This window comes from Paraburkholderia sp. MM5482-R2 (assembly GCF_050436125.1).
Classification (GTDB): Bacteria; Pseudomonadota; Gammaproteobacteria; order Burkholderiales; family Burkholderiaceae; genus Paraburkholderia; species Paraburkholderia tuberum.
Map to the genome: position 1 here is coordinate 720,270 of NZ_JBNDLP010000003.1, position 21,498 is coordinate 741,767.

Below are 21,498 nucleotides of genomic sequence, written 5' to 3' on the forward strand. Positions count from 1 at the left end.
TTTCGCCGCTCCGCGAATGGCGTCAGATAACGAACTGCGCCGTGGTGGAGGGCGCGAACAGTTCGTCGATAGTCATTATCCGCTCGGAAAGCCCCTGCGTATGGTGGTAGCGCAAGAACGCGTTGAGCACCGCTCCGTTGCCGGGCACACCGTAGCGCTCGCCCGAGGCGGCTCCGGAGCGGCGACTCTCAAATCCGCCAGCGCGTACTTACGACCCACTGCCGCCCTTCGGCCCGATGCGAAACCAACGGCTGCTTGCGTGTACAACGGCCGTTGGTCGATGTTTATCGGGAGACGGCTGGTCAGCCGGCGTCGCAACGTTACTGTCCCGATGAGGGCGAGCCTTAGACAGGATTCGAGGCGGGCCGTCCTTCCAGCACGGCGGCGATATTGTCCAGCGCCGTAAAGCCCATCTGGTCGCGGGTCTCGATCGTCGCGCTGGCCATATGGGGCGTCAAGAACACGTTGTCAAGCTCAGCAAACCGCTTGTCGACGTTGGGCTCGTTCCGGTACACATCCAGAGCCGCGCTGAACAGATGACCCGACGTCAGGGCGTCATAAAGCGCATCTTCGTCCACCAGGCCGCCACGCGCCGCGTTAACAAAAATCGCGCCTGCGGGAAGGAGTCCAAACTCTCTTTTCGTCATGAGCGGGACGCTTCCACCCGGCACGTGCAGCGTGAGGACCTGGCAGTGCGGTAGCATTTCGTCGAGAGTGGCATAGAAGGTCGCGCCATTTTCCAGCGACGGGGCCGCACGGTGCATGTCCGTGTAGATCACGCGCATGCCGAATCCCTGCGCACGCTTAGCGACCGCCCGTCCAATACGCCCAAATCCGACGATGCCGAGCGTCTTGCCATTCACTCGCGTACCCAGCATCTCGGTCATGCCGAACGATTTGCCCCATCCGTTGCGCATGATCCGTTCGTATTCTGACGCGCGACGGCACGCAGCCAGCAAGAGCAGCATGGAAAAATCGGCTGTGCACTCGGTCAACGCGTCGGGCGCGTTCGTCACGACGATTCCCCTTTCACGGGCCGCCGCTACGTCCATGTGATCGAAGCCCGCGCTCGCGTTCGCAATAATCTTGACCGTCGAAGGCAGCGCGGCAATGTGTTCCGCTTGCAGGCCGGATTTTTTCCCGATGAGTACGGCCGGCACGTCGTGCTTCTTGCAGAAGTCGACGACAGACCACGAATTCATATCGGACTCGGTCACGAAGGCATGGAATTCGGCCGCAGCGCGATTAGCCACGGCGGTGGGAACCGTTCGCGCAATCAACAGGCTGGTGCGTTTATCTTCCGACATGGTTTTTCCTTTGGTAGGCACACGTCGAGAGACTACGAAATCGCTGACCGGGCCGTCAATGTTGATTGGATGAATCAACCCCTCGGTGATGACTCGCCCCTATTGTTCGCGGCGCCCGCGCGTTGCGATCTGTTTCCGTCTTGTCCCTCTTCAATCTTGCTTGCGGCCACACGCGCATCAGGAAAACCCTGATGCGATCCCCATCCGCAAGGCCCGCGGATGTTGATTCAATGAATCAAGATTGCTCAACCCCTGATGCGAATGCAACTCTGTTTCCCATGTCCAATTGACTTGACGAGAGGAAAGGAAATGTCTGCATCGAAGAAGTTCGCAGCCGTGACGGGCGCCGGCTCCGGCATCGGCCGAACCGCCGCCGTCGCACTTGCTAACGCAGGATTCGCCGTCGCGCTGATCGGGCGCAGAGCCGAGCCGCTGCTGGAAACAAAGGAAGCAATCGGCAGGGCGGGGGGAGAAGCGGATGTATTCCAGGCCGACGTTGGCGACGCAGCATCGGTCGAGCACGCGTTTTCGGGAATTGCCGAGGCATTCGGTCGGCTCGACGTGCTGTTCAACAACGCGGGGCGCAATGCTGGGGCTGTCCCTCTGGAAGACTACGAAGTCGACTTCTGGAACGACGTCGTGGCCACCAATCTGACCGGCGTTTTCCTCTGCGCTCGCGCCGCTTATCGTTTGATGAAGGCACAGTCCCCGCAAGGCGGACGAATCATCAACAACGGATCGATCTCCGCCCACTCGCCAAGGCCGCATACCATTGCCTATACGGCAACAAAACATGCTGTGACTGGCATCACCAGATCGATCGCGCTGGACGGACGCGCATTCAACATCGCCTGCAGCCAGATCGACATCGGCAACGCCGCCACATCGCTCACTGAACGGATGAACCACGGCGTACTGCAAGCGGACGGACGCCTGGCACCCGAAGCAAGAATGGATGTGACGCACGTGGCGAATGCAGTCGTGCACATGGCCAGTCTTCCGCTCGAAGCCAATGTTCTCAATATGACCATCATGGCGACCGCCATGCCGTTCGTCGGCCGCGGATAAATCGCCCTTAAGCCAACTAAAAAAACAACAGGCTAATGTTACGGAGACACCGATGAAAATCGCAGAGGAACAAACATTGCCGGTGGGAACCCCGGCTTACGCGGATACCACGAATCGCTCCAGAGTCCGCTACGTCGTGCTCTCGATGTTGCTCATGGCCACCATTCTGAATTACGTGGACCGGTCGGCGCTGGGCATCGTTGCGCCGGGCCTCTCGAAGGGGCTGGCGCTCAACAAGATGCAGATGGGCGAGCTGTTTGCTGCATTTGGTCTTGCCTATTCCATTGCGCTGGTGCCCGGCGGAGTGCTGACCGACATTCTCGGCTCACGCCTCGCCTATGCGCTGTCTCTGGTCGGTTGGTCGTTCGCCACGCTGTCGCAGGGTTTCGCGACCGGCTATCAGATGCTGCTCGGGTCGCGGCTCGCCATCGGCGCACTGGAGGCGCCGGCCTTCCCTTCAAACGCACGCGCCGTGACCTTGTGGTTTCCCGCCCGGGAACGCGGCTTCGCGACCAGCGTCTACGTAATGGGGCAATACATCGGGACGCCCTTGTTCACCGGATTGTTGCTGTGGATCTCCGCCACGTACGGTTGGCGGACGGTCTTTTATGTGACCGGTGGCTTCGGCATTCTGTTCAGTCTGCTCTGGTACCGGGTTTACCGCGATCCGCATCAGCACCCGCGCGTGAATGCCACCGAGCTGCAATACATCAATGAAGGTGCCGCGGCGACGCGCAAGCTCCGCGAGAAGTTCGACTGGCGCATGGCGCTCAAGCTGCTCAGCTACCGCCAGGTTCTCGCCATCTGTCTCGGCAAGTTCTGTAACAACACGCTGCTGGTCTTCTTCACCACGTGGTTCATGACCTATCTGATCGAAGCGCGTCACATGTCGATGATCAAGGTTGGGATCTTCCAGGCACTGCCTTTTATCGGCGCCACGGTCGGCATCCTCGCGGCCGGCTCCCTTTCGGACTTTTTTATTCGGCGCGGAGTGGCGCTTTCGACAGCGCGCAAGGCTCCGCTCATCATCGGCACGATGCTCGGCGCGTCTATCGTGCTTGTCAATTTCGTCGAGTCGAACGAGCTGGTGATCGCCATCCTGACGATCGCGTTCTTCGCGCAGGGCGTCGGGTCGATGTCGTGGGCCGCCGTTTCCGAAATCGCGCCTCGACAGTACGTGGGACTGACCAGCAGCATCACGAGCCTCGCGGCCAACATCGCGGCCGTCACCACGCCGCTCATGATCGGCTACATCACCCAGCACACCGGCCACTTCTACTGGGCCCTCAACCTGATGGGCGCGATCTGCCTGCTCGGAACGTTTTCGTATTCCGTGCTGCTGGGCAAGCTTTCCCGCATCGAACTGTGATGCTTTCAACTATACGGTGAAATCGGATGATTGAATTCAAGTGGGATCATCTGCAACTGTGCTCGGCGGACGCCGAAGCCACTGCGGCATGGTTTGCGCGCTGCCTGAACGCCGAGATCGTGCGTCGTCCTGGGCGAGTGGATTTGCGCATCGGCAGCATCAACCTTTTCATCACCTCGCTGGCGAGCGTCCAAGCCGGCCACCCTCGCTGCGAGCGGCAGCAGGGCATAGATCATTTCGGCGTGGTCGTGGACGATATCGACGCGGCGTTCGTGCATCTGTTGCTCTGCGACGCGGAAATCGTCGAACCGATCAAGCAGGTTCGCCCCGGCGTCAGAGCCTGCTTCGTGCGCTCGCCCGGTGACGTTCTCGTTGAGATACTGGAGCGGCGACCCGCCGAGATGACTTTTACCTGAAAAAAAGTCAATATTGGCGCTGGATCGGTCGTGCTCGAGTGCAAGGCGCGATCTGCGTCGTCACTCCCCCGTTGCCCCGTTGCGCTGCATCACCTTGCTTGCCATCCCATGCGAAACTGGATCACTCTGACTGAAGCGGCTCGACAACTCGGAGTGCAGGCGCAGACTGTCTATGCGTATGTAAGTCGAGGTACCATCGCCGTCATGCCGGATCCGCTCGACCCACGCAAGAGCCTCTATCGCGCGGAGGACGTCGCCGGTCTGTGCCGAAAAAAGCAGGTGGGACGCAAGCGCGAAGCGCTCGCCGCCGGGACCATATTCGGTGCGGAACCCTGCATTTACAGCAGCATTACCACCTTCTCAAAAGGCCGGCCCTACTACCGGGGGCGGGATAGCATCCGGCTTTCGGACGCGGCGACGCTTGAAGACGTGGCGGCCATTCTCTGGAACGCGCGCGCCCCCGTTTCCTTCGAAAGCGGCGAGTTGCCGCTACAGGGCGACGAGCGCGGCAGGCAATGCGCGTTCACATCGCTGGCAGCGCTCGCGGCCTGTGGACACTCGACCCTCGGACGCACGGACAGCGCACTGCATGTCGAGGCCGGCCGGCTCGTGGCGCTGATCGCACAAGCGTTTGGTGCGCGACGCGGCGCGAACGCACAAATGACGCATGAGCGGCTCGCGCTTGGTTGGGGCCAGGACCGCGATGGCGCCGAACTTATCCGCCGTGCCTTAGTCCTCGTGGCCGACCATGAGATTACGAGTTCCGCGTTCGCCGCCAGGATTACCGCCTCCACCGGCGCGTCGCTGCCCGGATGCCTGCTCACGGGACTCGCGACTTTCTCCGGCCCACTGCATGGCGACGCGTCAGGCCGCGTGCGGGCCGTGTTCGACGACGTCGGAAGACTCGGTGCGCAGCACGTGGTTGCCCATCACTTGCAGTCGGCCATTCCAATCCCCGGGTTTGGACATCATCTGTATCCGGACGGCGATCCGAGGGCGGCCGCAGTGCTCGAAGTGCTGAATCCGCCTCAAGAGATCATGTCGTTCATCAACAAGGTGGTTGAGCTGACCGGGCTCAAGCCAAATATCGACGTTGCGCTTGCGGCCCTGACGGCTCAACTGGCGTTGCCGCGCGATGCGTCGTTCGCGTTGTTCGCAACAGCCCGGAGCGTGGGTTTGCTCGCGCACTGCATTGAGCAACTCCGGGTGAGCAAGGTCATACGGCCACGAGGCCGCTATACCGGGCCGGCGCTGGAAGACGCCGCCCCCGAGTCGCCTGCGGAAGGCAGCGAGAATACGCTCGATCCAGCCACGCTCGACAAGAATCGCTTATTCAGGCCGGTTGGGCGCTGAGAGACGCGTCACCTGGATCTTTGCCGAAACAAAAAACCTCGACGCCGATCGGCTCTTGCCGAGAGGGCCGGCTTGTTCCAGTGGACGTAAGCGTTTTGAGCGAAGCGGCGTCGGTAGCTTCGAAGACGTTGCCACCATGCTTATGGCGATGGATGGGGCATGCGACGCCAGACCATGGCCAGATTGCGGACGGAAGGTCTGGAGTCTGGGCGGGAGCCGACATTCCAGGGGTTGCATCAACGTGCGTCCGAGCGGCCGCTATATTGGGCCGACTCCTGCCTGACGGCGGTCGGCGGCTCGCGACCCGGATCTGCCCTTCGCCCCAATGCGGACTCGGCCGCGGCTTTCAAAGTAGAACGGCCGCCTGGTGGTGCATCCGCGCTGCAGGCGCTTGCCGCCCACACGCCGTCGTTTTCGCCAGGGAGAACCGAGAACCCCTGGCGTCCACCTGGGTAGCCCGTCATAACGCAGTACGTGCGATACTTCTCTGCTGCCATCGCCATGCTATGCCACCAGGATCTCGAATTTTGTTATACATCCGTAAGTATTCGTATTTTTCCGTGTCGCGATGAGTGATTCTCGCAAGCGGGGGAGGTTCTTGGGGCGATTAGGCTATGTCTTGATTGTAGTGCTGCTGCGCGTCTTCGCAGTCCTTCCCTATACGCTCGTCGCGAGGTTCGGCAGCGCGCTTGGGGCAATGTTATATGCACTTCCCAGCTCCCGAAAACATATCGCTCTCGTCAATCTGCGTCTCTGTTTTCCGGGCAAGAGCGAGTGCGAGTACGACGACCTTGCCAGAAACCATTTTCGCCACGTCGTTCGAAGCTATCTCGAACGAGGGATTCAATGGTATGGCAGCGCGCAAAGGATACGGAAGCTGGTCCACATCGAAAGTCGAATCGATCTGGAAGACAGGAATGCTCCACCGACCATCTTTCTGGGCTTCCATTTCGTGAGCATCGAGGTCGGCTGCATACTCTACTCAACGCGCCTGCCCGCCGCCTCACTGTATACACGCATGTCGAACGCGCGCCTTTGCAGTCTAGCCAAGCGGCAACGCGGCAGATTTGGCGCCGAGATGATTGAACGTTCGACAAGCGCCAGAAAGATCGTCGGCTTACTTCGTTCAGGCAAACCAGTCATGCTGGCTGCTGACATGGATCACGGCATACACAACTCCGTTTTTGTGCCGTTTTTTGGCGTCCCCGCGTGCACACTCACTTCGGTTTCGCGCCTTGCTCGACTGGCCCATGCGCGGGTTGTACCATTCATGACTGAAGTATTGCCCGACTACCGCGGGTATAAGCTGACCATCTTCGAGCCGCTCAGCGACTTTCCTTCAGAAAGTGAGACGATCGACGCGCGCCGATTGAATGAATTTCTTGAAACGCAGATCAATCGGTGCCCAGAGCAATATTACTGGGTGCATCGACGCTTCAAGAATCGTCCACCGGGCGTACCAGGTGTGTACTGAGCACACCGTCCGTAAGGCATGCGACCGTTCCTGGTTGTGTGCTTCCGTGAGGTAACGCAATGAGCTCGACTGACAGGCATAGGTCCGCTATCTGAGTGGACCGGACGTTTGAGTGTCTGTCCGAATGCTCGAGCGTATGGCCGTTCGTGGCCGGATGGCGACCGTCTCAGTTCGCCCCACTCCGGGCCAAACTCCAGCCGCGAAATGAAACTACCTTCCGCAGCGAGACGACGCGCACATGCTCCCAGATACGAGCGTCCGCGGCCCGGCACCTGCATCAAATGCGCTCGCCAACACGAGCAGGGCACCGCCGGGAACCCTGTCCGCTTACGCGCCGGCACCCGTCTCATCGAAGAATGAGGTTTTGTCCGTCCCGTTCGCTTTGGCGCGATACATCGCGCTATCGGCCTGGCGCATCAGGGCGTGTACATCAAGACGTTCGTCCGCGCTATTGGTACCGAGCATGCGCACGCCAATGCTGGCCGATACGGCGACGGGATGACCGCCGATCTCTCGAAGCCCATGAAGGATGTCGTGAATACCGTCGGCAATCGCGCGCGCGCCGACCTTGCCATGCACATGGCGGGCGAGCACCGCGAACTCGTCGCCTCCCAGGCGGGCAACCGTATCGCCGCGGCGAATGCGTGTCTGCAGACCGTTGGCGAAGCACTGCAACAGTTCATCACCCACCGCATGCCCATAAGCGTCATTGACGTATTTGAAGCCGTCGAGATCGATGAACATCAAGACAGACTGTCCTTTATCGTCGTCTCGCGCCGCAGTCGCTTTAGCGATCGCCTGCTCGAGGCGAATGCGGTTGCTGAGTCCTGTCAGAGGGTCCGTCGCAGCCTGCCGTTCGAGCCGATGCACGAGGGCCATCAAGTACACGGAAGTCGCCGCGATGCTGAGCATGATGCCCAATCCCACCGCGAGGTTTTCTCTCCACCACGGCTCGACGCGCATCAAAATCACGACGCCTGCAAGCGCAACTGCACATGAAAGTAGCAACGGCCGCTTGCCGTGGCGGCAACCGGCACCCACAAGGAACCAGAACACGACCCAGAGCAAGGGCAGCGCCACGCGCCCGCCGAGCGCCAAGGCAGTCATGACAAGCGCCTGGTCTGCAATGGTGGTGACCGTCAATCGAAGGCGCGGCCGAACTGTCGCGGCGGTCGCGGCTACGTATGTCGCCACACCGAATACAACGTATGCGAAAACCACACCCAGAGTGTCATACGCGGCGGCCGTGCGTTGGAGCGCGGCGACGGCGATATAGCCGATCAACACGACCGTGCCCAGGCATATCCGGAGGAGCGCCTGCTCCTTCTCAGGTTGTCCGCGAAAGACACCTAGAAACGTTTGCTCATGCCAACGCTGCGCGCCCGGCCGCTCCATGCCGTCTACCCGTCAATATTGTCTTTTGCAGCGGGCATTCTATCGCTTTTGCCGGCGACCAATGCTTCTTGCCGCTCTCTCCGTCCGCTTCCGAGGGTTGAACGGCCATTCCTGCCGCCGCGGCGACCGACACACATCCACGCTTGAAGCGGTACCAGCAAGCACCGGGTGCATGCTCAAATACCGGTTGGTCTTTTGAACGCGCTGCTACACATTAGGCTGTGTTGTGCGGTATGGCGGCTTTCGCGCCTTGCCTGGTCGCAACAATCTGCGTTCCGCGACGACGCCCCCAACCCCGCGCAATGGGCTATCCTTTTCGCTGGCGTATGCCGGCGCGGCACTCATCGCGCCTCGGTCGCGGCCTTCCGCGTGGAACCGTGTTCTGCGCCCGCTGACGCTTGCACTATGGGTGCCGCTCGCGCTCGCCGCGTGGTGCGTGCCGATGGCCCACGCGGCCGGACCACTGCCGCAGGGCGGCGCCTTCGTCCGGGGCCAGGGCGCGATGACGAGCGGCACCACTTCGCTAACGATCGACCAGTCCTCGTCCCGCGGCGTGATCGACTGGCACAGCTTCTCGATCGGCAACGGCAACACCGTCGCCTTCAACAACGGGTCGGGCGCGACGCTGAACCGTGTCACGGGCGGCGATCCGTCATCGATTCTCGGCAAGCTCACCGCCAACGCGGCACACTCACAGCCATGTGAATGAGGGCAGATGTCGAATAACCTTTAGCGCGTGCAGCCAACCGACGTCAGGCACAGGTCGTTGCAAACCGGCCAGTTCTCGACGGAGAAGGGTAGCCATCACCTACATCGACTGCATTTCGCTGGCGCCTATGGCCTGGGACCTGGGGCCTCAATCAGCATGAGGTCGAAATCGGCTCACCTAATCCTGGCCCGCTTGCAAGTGTCGAGCGAGTGCATGCGAGCAGCTCGCCGTTGCAGTTCGAGCCGGATCGATTCTTTGGGAGACGGTGCGGAAGCAGGAAGGATATCGTCCCTTGATATCAACTCCATATGGTCTATATACAAGCAGAGTGATTGTTGAAACCGGCAAGGAATTGGGAATGGACGACGCTACTTTCGGGGAGCAATTAGCTCCAAATGGAGACGCCGGACTGCCTTGGTCAAGCAGCGTCACGGTGACGATGCGTGTGAACGGCCAGCCGCGGGCCGCTACGGTGAACCCGCGCGTCACGCTGCTGGACTGGTTGCGCGAAGACTCGGGTCTCAGCGGCGCCAAGAAGGGCTGTAATGAAGGCGCATGCGGCACCTGCACCGTGCTGGTCGACGGCAAGCGGATGAACAGTTGTCTGACGCTCGTCGTGCAATGTGACGGCTGCGAGGTCACGACTGTCGAAGGTCTGGCCGCCTCCGACGGGACGCTGCATCCGGTACAGCGGGCATTTATCGAGCACGATGCCTTTCAGTGCGGCTATTGCACGCCCGGGCAAATCGTCTCCGCGGTCGCCTGCATCGCTGAAGGGCACGCGACCGATGAGGCGAGCGTTCGCGAATGGATGAGCGGCAATCTGTGCCGCTGCTCTTGCTATCCGCAGATCGCGGCGGCTGTGCTCGATGCCGCCGGCGCGGCCGGGGACAAACGATGAAAAACTTCGAATACGCGCGTGGCGCAACCGCGCAACAGGTAGTCGCGTCGTTGGCGGCGGGCAACGTGGCGATCATCGCGGGCGGTACGGAGCTGCTCAACTGGATGCGGCTCGGCATCGCAGCGCCCGATCGCGTCATCGATGTCGCTGGACTCACAGGTCTCGTTCGTATTGTGCGCGAGCGTGACGATCTGGTGATCGGCGCGCTGACGGACCTGAACGTGATCGGTGAAGACGCGCTCGTCGGCGCCCACGCGAGCGCGCTGGCTCAAGCCTGTCTGCTCGCCGCCTCGGCGCAGGTGCGCAACCGCGCGACGCTCGGTGGCAATGTGATGCAAAAGACGCGATGCGCTTATTTTCGTTCGGAAGCGCCGTTGCCATGGGGCTGCAACAAGCGCAATCCCGGGTCGGGCTGCCCCGCGCGCAATGGCATCAACGAACGGCATGCAATTTTTGGCTGGAGCGATGCATGCGTCGCGGTTCAACCGTCCGATCCGGCTGTGGCACTGGCTTGTCTGGATGCGACAGCTGAGGTCATCGGGCCGAACGGCGGTCGAATGATCAAGATGACGGAGTTCCACCTGACGCAGCAGGAAGCGGCCGGCATGGGCGGCGATGCCGCCCGGCTCGAGACGAGACTGGCTGCCGACGAAGTGATCGTCTCCTTTCACATACCCATCCGCGCGGACGCACGATCGGCCTACGTAAAAGTCCGCGAGCGCGCCAGCTACGAATATGCGCTGGTCTCGGCAGCCGCATCCGTGGAGCTCGATCGGGATCGCATTGTGTCGGCGCGCATTGCACTTGGCTCGGTGGCGCAACGTCCGTGGCGCCTTCCAGCCGCGGAGGCGTCGCTGGCCGGGCAGGCGCCGACCAAGGAAGTGGTCACGCCGATTGTCGACGCGGCAATGAGCGACGCCCGGCCGCTCGCTCACAATGGCTACAAGGTGACGATGGCGCGCAATGCCGCGGTGCGTGCGTTACTGACGGCAGCCGGGCGATCATGAGCATCGGCACGGCGGTCTCCCGCGTGGAAGGCCAGGCGAAGGTCACGGGACAGGCGAAATTCGCGGCTGACAACACGCCGCCCGGCACGCTTCATGCGGCGTTGGTCGGCGCGCCCGTCGCGTCGGGCCGGCTGATCGACGTGGATGCCACCGCGGCACTTACCTTACCGGGTGTGGTGCGGGTGCTTACCGCGCACGATATGCCGCGATTCGGTGCGGTTCAGCCGCCAGCGGCGGTGCTCGCACTGCCGTTGCAAAACGACGCGATTCGGTACGAAGGCGAGCCGGTCGCAATCGTGCTTGCGGAATCCATCGAGGCGGCGGAAGCCGGTCGCGATGCCGTGCTTGTCCGTTGCGAGCGCGACGACCCCATCCTTCCCGGCGCCGCGACGCGCGAGCCGCCGCCCGAGCCACGCATGCTCGGCGACGATCTGGAGATGGGCGACGTCGATGCGATTTTCGGAACCGCACATGCAAGCGTGGCTGCGACGTATATTCAAGCCGCGCGTCACCACAATGCGATGGAGACATCGGGCACCGTTGCGCGATTCGAGCACGGCAAGCTCACGCTGTGGGATGCGGTTCAGGCGAGCGAGAATGTGCCGCTTGTCGTAGCCGCGGCACTCGGCATGAGGCCGGACGACATTCACGTGATCGCACCGCACACGGGCGGCGGGTTCGGCTCGAAAGGATATGTGTGGCCGCACCAGATTCTTGCCGCCGCCGCGGCACGCGTCGCGGGGCGGCCCGTGAAGCTTCATCTGCGGCGTCACGATCAGTTCGTCTGCGTCGGCTATCAGCCGTGGGTGAAACAGGACATCAAGCTTGCGGCAACGGCGGACGGCCGGCTCAGCGCCATCGATCACGAAATCGTCAATTCGAGCGCGATTGCGGACACGCATCTGGAGCCCGCAAGCGAAGCAAGCAAGACGCTTTATGCGTCGCCCGCCATTCGCACCAAGCAGTGGCTGGAGCGGCGCAACATCAACGTGCCCACGCCAATGCGCGCGCCGGTGGAAGGTCCGGGACTATGGGCGCTCGAAAGCGCGATGGACGAACTCGCCGTGGCGCTGAAGATCGACCCGCTCGATCTACGACTGGCGAACTACGCCGAGGTCGATCCGCATACGAACAAGCCTTGGTCGTCAAAAAAGCTTCGCGAGGCGTATGAGGAAGGCGCGCGGCTTTATGGCTGGCGCACGCGCGGCGAGACGCCACGACGAGACGGAGCATGGCGCATTGGACATGGGATGGCGACGAGCTCAATGGGCAATTTCCGCTTTCCCGGCGGGGCGCGCGTGCGCCTGAGGTCCGACGGCACGGCGCTGATCGAGGCGAACACGCACGATATCGGCACCGGCACGCAGACGGTCTTTTGCCAGATCGCGGCCGAAGAGCTGGGCTTGCCGATCGAGAACGTGTCGATTGTGTGGGGCGATACCAACCTTCACCCGGCGAGTCCCGTCTATGGATCGAGCGCCACGGGCAGCACGGGAAGCGCGATCGCACTGGCTTGCCGGGAAATCAACGCGAAGCTCGATGCGCTCGGCGGGAAAGACGTTCGTGCGAGCCTGCGGCGGGCTAATCTACCGGAGATGGTCGCGGACGGTGCGTTCACGCTTCCGGGTGGCGCCAGCTTCAGCGCGGACGGCGACGGTACGCCATACGCGATGCGGACGTGGGGTGCGATCTTTGTCGAAGTAGGCGTCGATCCCGAGCTTGGCCTCGTGCGCTTGCGCCGGGCGGTGGGTGCCTACTCCGCGGGCCGGATCATCAATCCGAAAACGGCGCGAAGCCAGATGACGGGCGCGATCATCTGGGGTTGGGGCAAGGCGACGATGGAAGAAAGCGTGCAGGAGCCCAATACCGGTGGCTGGCTCGCGAAGAATCTGTCGAACGTGGCGGTCCCGGTGAATGCGGACATTCCGCTCGATATCAAGATCCACTTCGTCAGCGAGTATGATCCGCATGCAAGTGCGATCGGTACCCGCGGCATCGGAGAACTCGGCGCGACCGGCGTGGATGCCGCAGTGGCCGCAGCCGTCTACGACGCCATTGGCTTGCGTGTGCGCGACCTGCCCATTTTGCCGGGCAAGATACTGGCAGGCCTTTCGAGTCAGCACGCCGCTGCGGGATAGCACCATCTGTGCCTTGTGTGACAACGCTCGCTGACATATTGCACCCGCACACCGGGAGTTACAGGTTTATTTCAGCGAGCGGATGTTCCCGCTGACCGGCGACCGGGAAGTGTTCCCACGGTTTTTCGCGATCCTGTACAGACTGTCGCGAGGCGCCTGCGAACGGCAGTTCACGAGCCCAATTGCGGCACATCGGCAAGTCGGGCATGTCCCGAAGTGCCCCCTCGGCAGATTGCTTTTCGCAGCAAGCCGGAAAAACGCTCAGTTCAGAGCCTATACACCCGCTCCGCATTGTCGTGAAATAGCGCGCGCCGCTCGTCGGACGAAAATTCTTGCGTAATTTCCTTGAATGCGTTGAATACGGCGTCATAGCTGCTAAACAGTTTGTCGACCGGGAAATTGCTCGCGAACATACAGCGGTTCGCCCCGAACGCTTCAATCGCGTGCAGCACGAACGGCCGGATGCTATCCACCGTCCATTTCCAGTCTCCCATGCCCAGTCCGGATATCTTGCAGAAAACGTTGGGAGCCGATGCGAGCGATTTCATGCCCTGCTTCCAGCCTTCGATTTCTTCCGGCATCCGGTCGACTGGCATGCCGGTGTGGTTGAGCACCATCAGCGTATCGGGAAACTCCCGTGCGAGAGACAAGGCCTCTTCCATCTGGGTGTAGTAGAGTTGCAGGTCGAACGACAGGTCGTATCGCTTGAGCAACGCATAGCGTCGACGCCATTGCGGATCGCTCATCAGATTTGGGTTATCGATAAACGTCTTCACCGGATCGCGGTGGAAATTCAGACACTGACGGATGCCCCGCACGTTGGCGAACACACAGTGTTCCTCGATCACAGCCTGCGTGTTCGGCGAGGCGAGGTCCGCGAATGCGACGATACCGTGCGGATAACCGTGAACATCGGCGACGCCCTGGAGCCAACGCGTCTCGGCGACAGGATCGTTGTGGTCATATTCGACCTGCAGGTGGACCGACTTCACGACGTTCTGGTTCCTGATGTCGGCGAGGAAATCGTCGATGAGATAGTCGCGGCGAATGGCCGAATAGTCACCGAATACGCGCTCCAGCATCGGCCCCTGCAGCCAGGGATAGTTACCGGTTTTGAGATCGTAGAGATGATGATGCGGGTCGATGATCGGCAGATTGTCCATGATGTCTCCCGTTTAGAGTAAGCCGGAATGCGTTGCCGCTCGCGGCGTACGAACGTCAACGCCACGACCGCCATGCACTATTAGTAGTTGCCCGCCGAAGGCGGATAGACTCGCCTGACCGTCGCCTGTACCTCTGGCTTATCGATGGTCTCTTTCGTCACGAGCGGCTCCTTGAGCGCCAGTTCCTGGGTGGTCGGCTGATGGTTCAGTGCGTTGAAGACCTGCGTGGTCGCGTCGATTCCCTGCCCGACCGCCTCCTGCAGGAATATCCCCTGGATCGCGCCATCGCGCAGCAGCCTGATCGTCGTCGGACTGCCGTCGGCGGTCACGACGGCAACCTTGCCGGCCATGCCGCGCGTTTGCAGCGCCTTCGCGGCGCCCGTAGCGGCTTCGTCGTACATGCCGTAGATCGCCTTGACGTCCGGATGCGCCGTCAGCACGTCGTTCGCCTGGGTGACCGCCTCGTTGACGGTCAGGCCGTGCGTCTCCAACACCTGGACGACTTCACACCCATCAGCCTTGAACGACTCCTGCGCGCCCTTCAAATACTTCTGCGCGTTCTCGCGATCCTGCGGCAGCGACAGCACTGCCACCTTGTTGCTGCCGCGCTCCTTCGCGAGCTTGCAGACATAGGCGCCCTCTGCCTTGCCGGTGTCGTAGTTATTGGCGGTGACCGCCGACGTATAGTCGGTCTGACCGGCTTGCGGCCCGATGCCGGTGAATGCGACCGGGACCGACTTCGACTTCAACAGACGCAGCACCGGCGGCGTGCTGGTCGAACTGACCGGCCCCATGACGATCGCGCTCACGCCGCGTGTCATCGCCGTGCGGACGTTGTCCATCTGCTTGGCCGGGGAATTCTCGGAGGTGAACTCGACGTAATCCATGCCGAGTTCCTTCGCTCGTTGCTTCACGCCGTAGGCCACCCACTGCCAGTACGAAATATCCAGTGACGGCGCGATGTACGCGACGGTCTGCCGGTCCGCGGCGAACGACATCTGCGACGCGAAGGCCATGCTGATCGCCAATGCCGATGCCCCGATCAACCGTCCAAGCGGACGGTCTGAAAACCTGCCGGCTGATTGCAACGTGTGCTTGTCCATCTCCGTCTCCTGAGCTGGCCCGTGCTTAACGCCGGGCTTTGGTAACGCGGTCGACGAGGACCGCAATGAGAATGACGACGCCTGTGACGGTGCCTTGCCAGAAGCTGTTGACACCGATGAGGTTCGCGCCGTTCTGAATGATGGTGATCATGAGTGCGCCAAGCAGCGCGCCAATCGCAGAGCCTGTTCCGCCGAACAGACTCGCTCCGCCGATCACGACTGCCGCGATTGCCTGCAGCATCAGGCTCGAACCCGCGGTCGCTTCCGCATTACTGATGTAGGACACGCTGACGATGCTCGCGAATGAAGCGAACAGTCCCGACAGCAGGTAGGCGCCCAGCCGCACGCGATTGACCGGGATGCCGATCACGCGGGCCGATGAACTGCTGCTGCCGATCGCATACAGCCACCGCCCCGCGACGACCTTGCGCAGGCAGTACTCGATCGCGACGAGCAGCAGCACGCACCACAGCGCGTAGTTCGGCAGGCCGGGAATCAGCGTTCCGGAATTCAGCAGGTAGTAGTTGGGATCTGAAATGGGCAGCGAATGACCATCTGTGACGATGAACGAGAGGCTTCCTGCGATTGCGTACGTGCTCAGCGTCACGACGAACGGCGCCAGCCCGACGAAGGTCACGAGCGCACCGTTGAGCGCGCCGATCACGATTCCGACCGACAGCCCCGCGAGACTGCTGACGATTGCGCCGTAACCGTGCGTCATGGCCAGACCCGTGACCATGCCGGTTAGCGAGAACACCGAGCCGACGGACAGATCGATCCCGCCCGTGATGATCACGAGCAGCACGCCGAACGCCATGATCACGAGCGGCGCGGCCGCTTGCGTCACATTGGAAATGTTGCCACCGGACAGCGCCGCCGGCACGATCATGCCGACCGCGAGTTCGATCACGACGATGGCGATCGCAATGGCGATCTCCGTGCGATACGTCGACAGCAAACGGCGCAAAGCGCCGCCAGACTGGCGATGCTCGCCCGCGATCGGCTGAGTGACTGATTTCATGACTGTCTCCAGATAAATATCGTTCGTATGCAAAGCGGTCTAGGCAGCCATGCCGGTCGCGGCAGCCAGTTGCGTCTCGTTCACGTCGGCATGACGCAACACTTCGGTCGGCCTGCCGTCGAGGTCGAACGCAAGTACCGTGTCGCACAACTCGACGAGTTCGATGTATTCGGTTGACCACCAGACGATCGTCGTGCCCTGCTGCGCCATCCTGCGGATCAGCCCGTAGATTTCCCGCTTCGTGCGGATGTCCACGCCGCGTGTAGGTTCTTCGAGCACCAGCAGCCTGGGCCGCAGTAACAGCCAGCGGGCCACCAGCAGTTTCTGCTGGGTGCCGCCGCTGAGCGTTGCGGGCAAGTCCCACAGCGAGCCTGCGCGGATTTTCAGTGCGTCAAGTAGTTGGGTGCTTTGCTCGATCTCCGCGCGACCCACGACTTGGCGCCGCCCAACGACACGCGCAGCGGCGACGAGGTTGTCGACGATTGGCAGGGTAGCGAGGATGCCTTTGTTGGAGCGGTCGCCGGAGACAAAGCCGACACCGTCGCGTGCGCCGGCGGAGGGGTGGGCGTATCTCACGCGCGTGCCATCACGCGTGATGGCCCACGCTCCGGCGGGTGCGATACCGGTTAGCGCATCGATAAGCGACGATGGACCGACAGGTGCGCCAGCGAGGCCGACAATCGCGCCTTGGGGAACCTCGATCGCCACGCCATCACGTTCGATGCGAAGCACGCCAGCGGAGTGGGCCTTGGCGCCATCGTGAGGTTCCCGGTCGGCAAGCGGCGCGGCTTGTGTCAACTGCGCCGAGCCCGCTACGCTTTCCGCCGCGTCGTCGACCACGACGCTTTGTCCCATGCATTCAATGATTTCGCGGTCCGTGATCGCGCCGAGCGCGGCACGGTCGACCGCTGTCTTGCCATCGCGGATGATCGTGCAGACATCGGCTATCTGGCGGATCTCGCGCATGCGGTGCGAGACGAACAGCACAGCGAGCCCCGCGTCGGCGATCAACCGGCGTATCACCGAAAAGAGCCGGCCCGTTTCCGCCGCGGTCAGATTTGCAGTCGGCTCGTCGAGCAGCAGCAGCTTCGCCCCTGAGCCGAGCGCGCGGGCGATCTCCACCAGTTGGCGCTCATGCAGCGTCAGGCTGCTGACGAGCCGTCCTGCCGATTCGCGCGCGAAGTGAGGATCGATCAGTGAGAGCGCTTCGATGGCGATGGCCATCGAAGCCCGTTCGCTGTAGCGGGCGCACCCGCGCTGTAAGCGCGGCATGGCGATGTTCTCGGCGACGGATAGATGCGGCAGCAGCGCCAGTTCCTGATTGACCACGGCAATGGTGCCCGCGGTGACATGGCCGCCCACGGATGTGCCGATGTCCTGTCCGTCGAATTCGAGCGAGCCGCCGTCGCGGTCGAACTGGCCAGAGATGATTTTGATGAGCGTCGATTTGCCTGCGCCGTTGCCGCCCAGAAACGCGTGCACTTCGCCTGCGGCGATTGAAATATCAAAACCCTTCAACACGCTCGTGGGTCCGAAGCTTTTGACGATCGAACGCGCCGTCAGCAGAAAGGACGGATAATTCATCGCTGTCTCCTGCGCAGCTGTTGCGCTGCGCAATATATGTCTATGGTTTACCGCGGTGCTGCCGGTGCATTGACGCTGTCAGCATCAGGAAACTTCACGGCCCCGGGTTAAGCGGCTTGCCCACAGAATGGCAGTGCGGATGGCGTGCTAACAAGGCGGTTTCATTCAACTTCGACTGAAATAAATTTCACTATGCGCATCCCACCCGTGAAAGCTATCGTCGCTTTCGAGAGCGTGGCCCGAACCAGGAGTGTCAGCCGTGCATCCGAGGAACTTGGTCTGACCGCTTCGGCGGTGAGCCATCAGATCAGCAACCTCGAATCGATCATCGGCCAACCACTTTTCTATCGGTCGGGCCGGGGTCTCGTCCTGACACCGACAGGCGAGCGCTATCTGTCGGACGTGACGGGCTCTCTTGCTGATCTGAGCCGCGCGACCGAGCGCGCATCGAGCCGCGCCGACGTCGATATCCTGCGTGTGCATTCCAGCCCCAGCTTCGGGCTCATGTGGCTGTTGCCCAGGCTCGCGTCGTTTCAGGAAGCCAATGGCGATATCCAGTTGAATCTGGCCTGCTCGTATGAAGATGTATCGTTTACCAGTGGCTACTACGACATCGACTTGCGGCATGGCTATGCGAACTGGCGCGATCTCGAGGTCAGGACACTGCGCAATGAATTCATCGCGCCGCTCGCCTCGCCGAGATATCTGGAAAGCCATCCGGTCAGAACGCCGGAAGACCTTCTGGAGCATCGTCTGATCTATTCGGAGACGCCGCTCGTCCAGTGGAAGCAGTGGTTCGGACGCACCGGCGTGTCCGCTGCGCACAAGACTTTCGATTTCTCGTTTGACCGCTCGTACATGTCGCTCGAGACGGCCGCACTTGGCCTGGGCATTGCGTTAGAAAGCCTGATGCTCGCGTCGGTACGAATCAAGGAAGGTGCGCTCGTGCCGGTATTCGCTGATTCGCACTCTGTCGAAGTGGGCGCGCATCATCTGGTCTATCCGCCCCAGAACGCGGAGCTCCCACGCGTTGCGCGGTTCATCGCCTGGATCGAGCGGGAAATCGGTCACAGGGACCGTACGGCGTAATGACTGCGCCGAATCGGCATCAGGGTATTCCGGTACGTGCATGAGCATGCGGGTTGTTTCGGCGCGTCGACACAGCGACCCGGCATGCCTCGCGGGCTGGCAGCCGGTTACCTGAAAATTTCTCAAGCATAGTTGAGCGCCACGGTGTTGATGCGAGTGACCGCGTGCCGGACACTGCGTCATCAGATCAACACCCAGGAGACAATCATGCTGCTCGACAACAAGGTCGTTATCGTCACGGGCGCGGCTTCACCGCGCGGAATCGGCAAAGCCACCGCCAAAGCACTGGCCGAGCAAGGCGCGCGAATCGTGATCCTCGACTTGCGCGAAGAAGACGCGAAACAGGCCGCTGCCGATCTCGGCGAAGCCCATCTCGGGCTCGCCTGCGACGTCACCGACAAAGACGCTTGCGTGAAGGCCGCGAAGGCGACGCTCGAACGATACGGCCGCATCGACGGCCTCATCAACAACGCCGGCATCACGCAGCCGGTGCGCACACTAGACATCACCGCCGAGGGCTTCGACGCAATCGTCGACGTCAATCTGCGCGGCACGCTCTATATGTCGCAAGCCGTATTGCCGGCGATGAAAGAGCAGAAAGGCGGCAGCATCGTATGCATGTCGTCGGTGTCGGCGCAACGAGGCGGTGGTATTTTCGGCGGCCCCCATTACAGCGCCGCGAAGGCCGGCGTACTCGGTCTCGCCCGTGCGATGGCGCGAGAGTTCGGTCCCGACAGCATTCGCATCAACTCGATCACGCCCGGTCTGATCCAGACCGACATTACCGGCGACAAACTCACCGCGGAGATGCGCGTGGACATCATCAAAGGCATTCCGCTTGGCCGGCTTGGCGATGCTGCCGATGTCGCAAACGCGTGCCTCTTTCTGGTGAGCGATCTGTCAACGTATCTCACCGGCATCACGCTCGACGTGAACGGCGGCATGCTTATTCATTGACTGACACCGTGCGCCCGAGAGAGGGCGCTGAATTCCAGGTACCCGGGCCAACCCGGGGCCAGTGGATGGAGACAAAACATGAAATCCAAGAGTACCGCTTCGCCCATCGAAGGCGGCGTGTTGCCCCTTGCCGACTCGCCCAGCTTCGAATCGAAGACCTACGCGAAAGTAAGCCGCCGGCTCATCCCATTCCTCATGCTGTGCTACCTTGGCGCATATCTCGATCGGGTCAACGTCGGCTTCGCGAAGCTTCAGATGCTCAACGATCTGCGCTTTAGCGAGACGGTCTACGGCATGGGCGCAGGCATCTTCTTTCTCGGCTATTTTCTGTTCGAAGTGCCGAGCAACCTCGTCCTTCACCGTGTCGGCGCGCGCAAATGGCTCGCGCGAATCATGCTCACGTGGGCGGTGATTTCCGCGAGCTTCGTTTTTGTGAAATCACCGACGGCGTTCTACGTGTTGCGATTTCTGCTGGGCGTCGCTGAAGCGGGCTTCGCACCTGGCGTAATTCTCTATCTGACCTACTGGTTTCCGGCTGCCCGCCGAGCGAAGGCGCTCTCGCTGTTTTTTATGGCGATTCCGCTGGCCGGCATAATCGGCGGCCCGCTTTCGGGCTGGATTTTGCACTCGCTGCATGGCACGCTGGATATGGCCGGCTGGAAATGGCTGTTCCTGCTCGAAGCGCTGCCCTCGCTCGTGCTCGGTATAGCGATCCTGCTGTATCTCGATGACAGCATTGTCAAGGCAAAGTGGCTCACCGAATCGGAAAAGACCCTGCTCGCACGCAATGTCGCGAGCGATAACGCGCATAAGATCGCCCACATCTCGGTCAGATCGTTCATCGGGGACCGTCGCTTGTGGCTGATGGCCGCGATCTACTTCTGCGTCGTGCTCGGCCAGTACGGTCTGACGTTCTGGCTGCCGACGATCATCCGCAAGTCCGGCGTTGCCGATCCGCTGTGGGTGGGACTGTTCACTGCGATCCCGTATCTGTGCGCCATCATCGCGCTGCCCTTGATCGGCATGAGCGCTGACCGTCGCCGCGAGCGCCGGCTACACCTGGCGATTCCCATGCTGGTCGCCGCCGCGGGCTTCGCCGTATTGCCCACGCTCGGCAGCATCCCCGCCTCGATCGTCTGTTTGAGTATCGCGGCAGCAGGCATCCTCGCCTCGTCGTCGCAGTTCTGGTCGTTGCCGACAGCCTTGCTAGGCGGCATGTCTGCCGCAGCCGGAATAGCTGCCGTGAACTGCGTCGCCAATCTCGCCGGCTTCTTTTCTCCAGCGATCGTGGGCTGGCTGAACGACCTGACAGGTAAGTCAACAGCGGGGCTGATCTTCATCTCGACCGCTATCACGCTCGGTGCCTGCCTTGTCTTCCTGGTGCCCGCTAAAACCGTGAACCGCTGAACCTCCTTCACCCATTCCGACTGATCACAGGAGACGA

The 21,498-nt window shown here is 61.7% G+C and carries 18 protein-coding genes; 12 read left to right on the top strand and 6 right to left on the bottom strand.

Translation table 11 applies throughout. The annotated features are described in order from the left end of the window. Positions 1-344: 344 nt before the first annotated feature. On the bottom strand, positions 345-1,307 hold the full coding sequence (locus tag OKW37_RS25450) for a 2-hydroxyacid dehydrogenase (RefSeq protein ID WP_429402563.1): 963 nt from the start codon (positions 1,305-1,307) through the stop codon (positions 345-347). A 309-nt stretch (positions 1,308-1,616) separates the two neighbouring features. Here OKW37_RS25450 and OKW37_RS25455 point away from each other — a divergent pair, with 309 nt between their 5' ends. The 5 genes from OKW37_RS25455 (at position 1,617) to OKW37_RS25475 (ending at position 6,987) form a co-directional block, all read left to right on the top strand. Then, positions 1,617-2,375, top strand: coding sequence for an SDR family oxidoreductase (locus OKW37_RS25455; RefSeq protein WP_429353012.1), 759 nt, complete (start codon positions 1,617-1,619; stop codon positions 2,373-2,375). Positions 2,376-2,427: 52 nt separating this feature from the next. Continuing rightward, positions 2,428-3,744 (top strand): MFS transporter, encoded by a 1,317-nt coding sequence (locus OKW37_RS25460; protein ID WP_429402564.1) that lies wholly within the window; start codon positions 2,428-2,430, stop codon positions 3,742-3,744. Positions 3,745-3,770: 26 nt separating this feature from the next. Further along, complete coding sequence (locus OKW37_RS25465) at positions 3,771-4,160, top strand: VOC family protein (protein WP_090807437.1); 390 nt, start codon at positions 3,771-3,773, stop codon at positions 4,158-4,160. A 108-nt stretch (positions 4,161-4,268) separates the two neighbouring features. Next, complete coding sequence (locus OKW37_RS25470; protein ID WP_187613146.1) at positions 4,269-5,513, top strand: citrate synthase; 1,245 nt, start codon at positions 4,269-4,271, stop codon at positions 5,511-5,513. A 568-nt stretch (positions 5,514-6,081) separates the two neighbouring features. Further along, a complete protein-coding gene (locus OKW37_RS25475) occupies positions 6,082-6,987 on the top strand; it encodes a lipid A biosynthesis lauroyl acyltransferase (RefSeq protein WP_184061669.1) in 906 nt (301 codons plus the stop codon). Between the two features lie 327 nt (positions 6,988-7,314). On the opposite strand, the gene OKW37_RS25480 is transcribed toward OKW37_RS25475, so the two are convergent. Beyond that, the gene (locus OKW37_RS25480; protein WP_429402565.1) at positions 7,315-8,382 is read right to left on the bottom strand and encodes a diguanylate cyclase domain-containing protein; all 1,068 of its coding nucleotides are present in this window, start codon (positions 8,380-8,382) and stop codon (positions 7,315-7,317) included. Positions 8,383-8,791: 409 nt separating this feature from the next. Here OKW37_RS25480 and OKW37_RS25485 point away from each other — a divergent pair, with 409 nt between their 5' ends. The 4 genes from OKW37_RS25485 (at position 8,792) to OKW37_RS25500 (ending at position 13,137) form a co-directional block, all read left to right on the top strand. Beyond that, entirely contained in the window at positions 8,792-9,091 is a 300-nt protein-coding gene (locus OKW37_RS25485; RefSeq protein ID WP_429402566.1) for a filamentous hemagglutinin N-terminal domain-containing protein, read from the top strand. A gap of 358 nt (positions 9,092-9,449) precedes the next feature. After that, positions 9,450-9,992, top strand: a complete 543-nt coding sequence (locus tag OKW37_RS25490) for a (2Fe-2S)-binding protein (protein WP_184063127.1) — start codon at positions 9,450-9,452, stop codon at positions 9,990-9,992. Beyond that, a complete protein-coding gene (locus tag OKW37_RS25495) occupies positions 9,989-10,999 on the top strand; it encodes an FAD binding domain-containing protein (protein ID WP_429402567.1) in 1,011 nt (336 codons plus the stop codon). The genes OKW37_RS25490 and OKW37_RS25495 overlap by 4 nt, the downstream gene beginning before the upstream one ends. Next, entirely contained in the window at positions 10,996-13,137 is a 2,142-nt protein-coding gene (locus OKW37_RS25500) for a xanthine dehydrogenase family protein molybdopterin-binding subunit (RefSeq protein WP_429402568.1), read from the top strand. Before OKW37_RS25495 ends, OKW37_RS25500 begins: the two co-directional genes overlap by 4 nt. Positions 13,138-13,403: 266 nt before the next feature. Here OKW37_RS25500 and OKW37_RS25505 read toward each other — a convergent pair whose 3' ends face one another. From OKW37_RS25505 to OKW37_RS25520, 4 genes are all read right to left on the bottom strand, one after another. Next, complete coding sequence (locus OKW37_RS25505) at positions 13,404-14,291, bottom strand: amidohydrolase family protein (protein WP_429404277.1); 888 nt, start codon at positions 14,289-14,291, stop codon at positions 13,404-13,406. Positions 14,292-14,380: 89 nt separating this feature from the next. Then, positions 14,381-15,403 carry a substrate-binding domain-containing protein gene (locus tag OKW37_RS25510; RefSeq protein ID WP_429402569.1) on the bottom strand — a complete coding sequence of 341 codons (1,023 nt, stop codon included), beginning with the start codon at positions 15,401-15,403 and terminating at the stop codon, positions 14,381-14,383. Positions 15,404-15,428: 25 nt separating this feature from the next. Next, complete coding sequence (locus OKW37_RS25515) at positions 15,429-16,424, bottom strand: ABC transporter permease (protein WP_184063137.1); 996 nt, start codon at positions 16,422-16,424, stop codon at positions 15,429-15,431. A gap of 39 nt (positions 16,425-16,463) precedes the next feature. Next, positions 16,464-17,945, bottom strand: a complete 1,482-nt coding sequence (locus tag OKW37_RS25520) for an ATP-binding cassette domain-containing protein (protein WP_429402570.1) — start codon at positions 17,943-17,945, stop codon at positions 16,464-16,466. Between the two features lie 255 nt (positions 17,946-18,200). Between OKW37_RS25520 and OKW37_RS25525 the strand changes: the two genes are divergently transcribed. The 3 genes from OKW37_RS25525 (at position 18,201) to OKW37_RS25535 (ending at position 21,461) form a co-directional block, all read left to right on the top strand. Further along, positions 18,201-19,097, top strand: a complete 897-nt coding sequence (locus OKW37_RS25525) for a LysR substrate-binding domain-containing protein (protein WP_184063141.1) — start codon at positions 18,201-18,203, stop codon at positions 19,095-19,097. A 207-nt stretch (positions 19,098-19,304) separates the two neighbouring features. Continuing rightward, positions 19,305-20,054, top strand: a complete 750-nt coding sequence (locus OKW37_RS25530) for an SDR family NAD(P)-dependent oxidoreductase (protein WP_184063143.1) — start codon at positions 19,305-19,307, stop codon at positions 20,052-20,054. 78 nt (positions 20,055-20,132) lie between these two features. Beyond that, on the top strand, positions 20,133-21,461 hold the full coding sequence (locus OKW37_RS25535) for an MFS transporter (protein ID WP_429353019.1): 1,329 nt from the start codon (positions 20,133-20,135) through the stop codon (positions 21,459-21,461). Positions 21,462-21,498: the final 37 nt, after the last annotated feature.

Bases quoted from the DNA above. Each gene is read 5' to 3' on its own strand.
- OKW37_RS25450 (WP_429402563.1), bottom strand. From the start codon at position 1,307: ATGTCGGAAGATAAACGCACCAGCCTGTTGATTGCGCGAACGGTTCCC.
- OKW37_RS25455 (WP_429353012.1), top strand. From the start codon at position 1,617: ATGTCTGCATCGAAGAAGTTCGCAGCCGTGACGGGCGCCGGCTCCGGC.
- OKW37_RS25460 (WP_429402564.1), top strand. From the start codon at position 2,428: ATGAAAATCGCAGAGGAACAAACATTGCCGGTGGGAACCCCGGCTTAC.
- OKW37_RS25465 (WP_090807437.1), top strand. From the start codon at position 3,771: ATGATTGAATTCAAGTGGGATCATCTGCAACTGTGCTCGGCGGACGCC.
- OKW37_RS25470 (WP_187613146.1), top strand. From the start codon at position 4,269: ATGCGAAACTGGATCACTCTGACTGAAGCGGCTCGACAACTCGGAGTG.
- OKW37_RS25475 (WP_184061669.1), top strand. From the start codon at position 6,082: ATGAGTGATTCTCGCAAGCGGGGGAGGTTCTTGGGGCGATTAGGCTAT.
- OKW37_RS25480 (WP_429402565.1), bottom strand. From the start codon at position 8,382: ATGGAGCGGCCGGGCGCGCAGCGTTGGCATGAGCAAACGTTTCTAGGT.
- OKW37_RS25490 (WP_184063127.1), top strand. From the start codon at position 9,450: ATGGACGACGCTACTTTCGGGGAGCAATTAGCTCCAAATGGAGACGCC.
- OKW37_RS25495 (WP_429402567.1), top strand. From the start codon at position 9,989: ATGAAAAACTTCGAATACGCGCGTGGCGCAACCGCGCAACAGGTAGTC.
- OKW37_RS25500 (WP_429402568.1), top strand. From the start codon at position 10,996: ATGAGCATCGGCACGGCGGTCTCCCGCGTGGAAGGCCAGGCGAAGGTC.
- OKW37_RS25510 (WP_429402569.1), bottom strand. From the start codon at position 15,403: ATGGACAAGCACACGTTGCAATCAGCCGGCAGGTTTTCAGACCGTCCG.
- OKW37_RS25515 (WP_184063137.1), bottom strand. From the start codon at position 16,424: ATGAAATCAGTCACTCAGCCGATCGCGGGCGAGCATCGCCAGTCTGGC.
- OKW37_RS25525 (WP_184063141.1), top strand. From the start codon at position 18,201: ATGCGCATCCCACCCGTGAAAGCTATCGTCGCTTTCGAGAGCGTGGCC.
- OKW37_RS25530 (WP_184063143.1), top strand. From the start codon at position 19,305: ATGCTGCTCGACAACAAGGTCGTTATCGTCACGGGCGCGGCTTCACCG.
- OKW37_RS25535 (WP_429353019.1), top strand. From the start codon at position 20,133: ATGAAATCCAAGAGTACCGCTTCGCCCATCGAAGGCGGCGTGTTGCCC.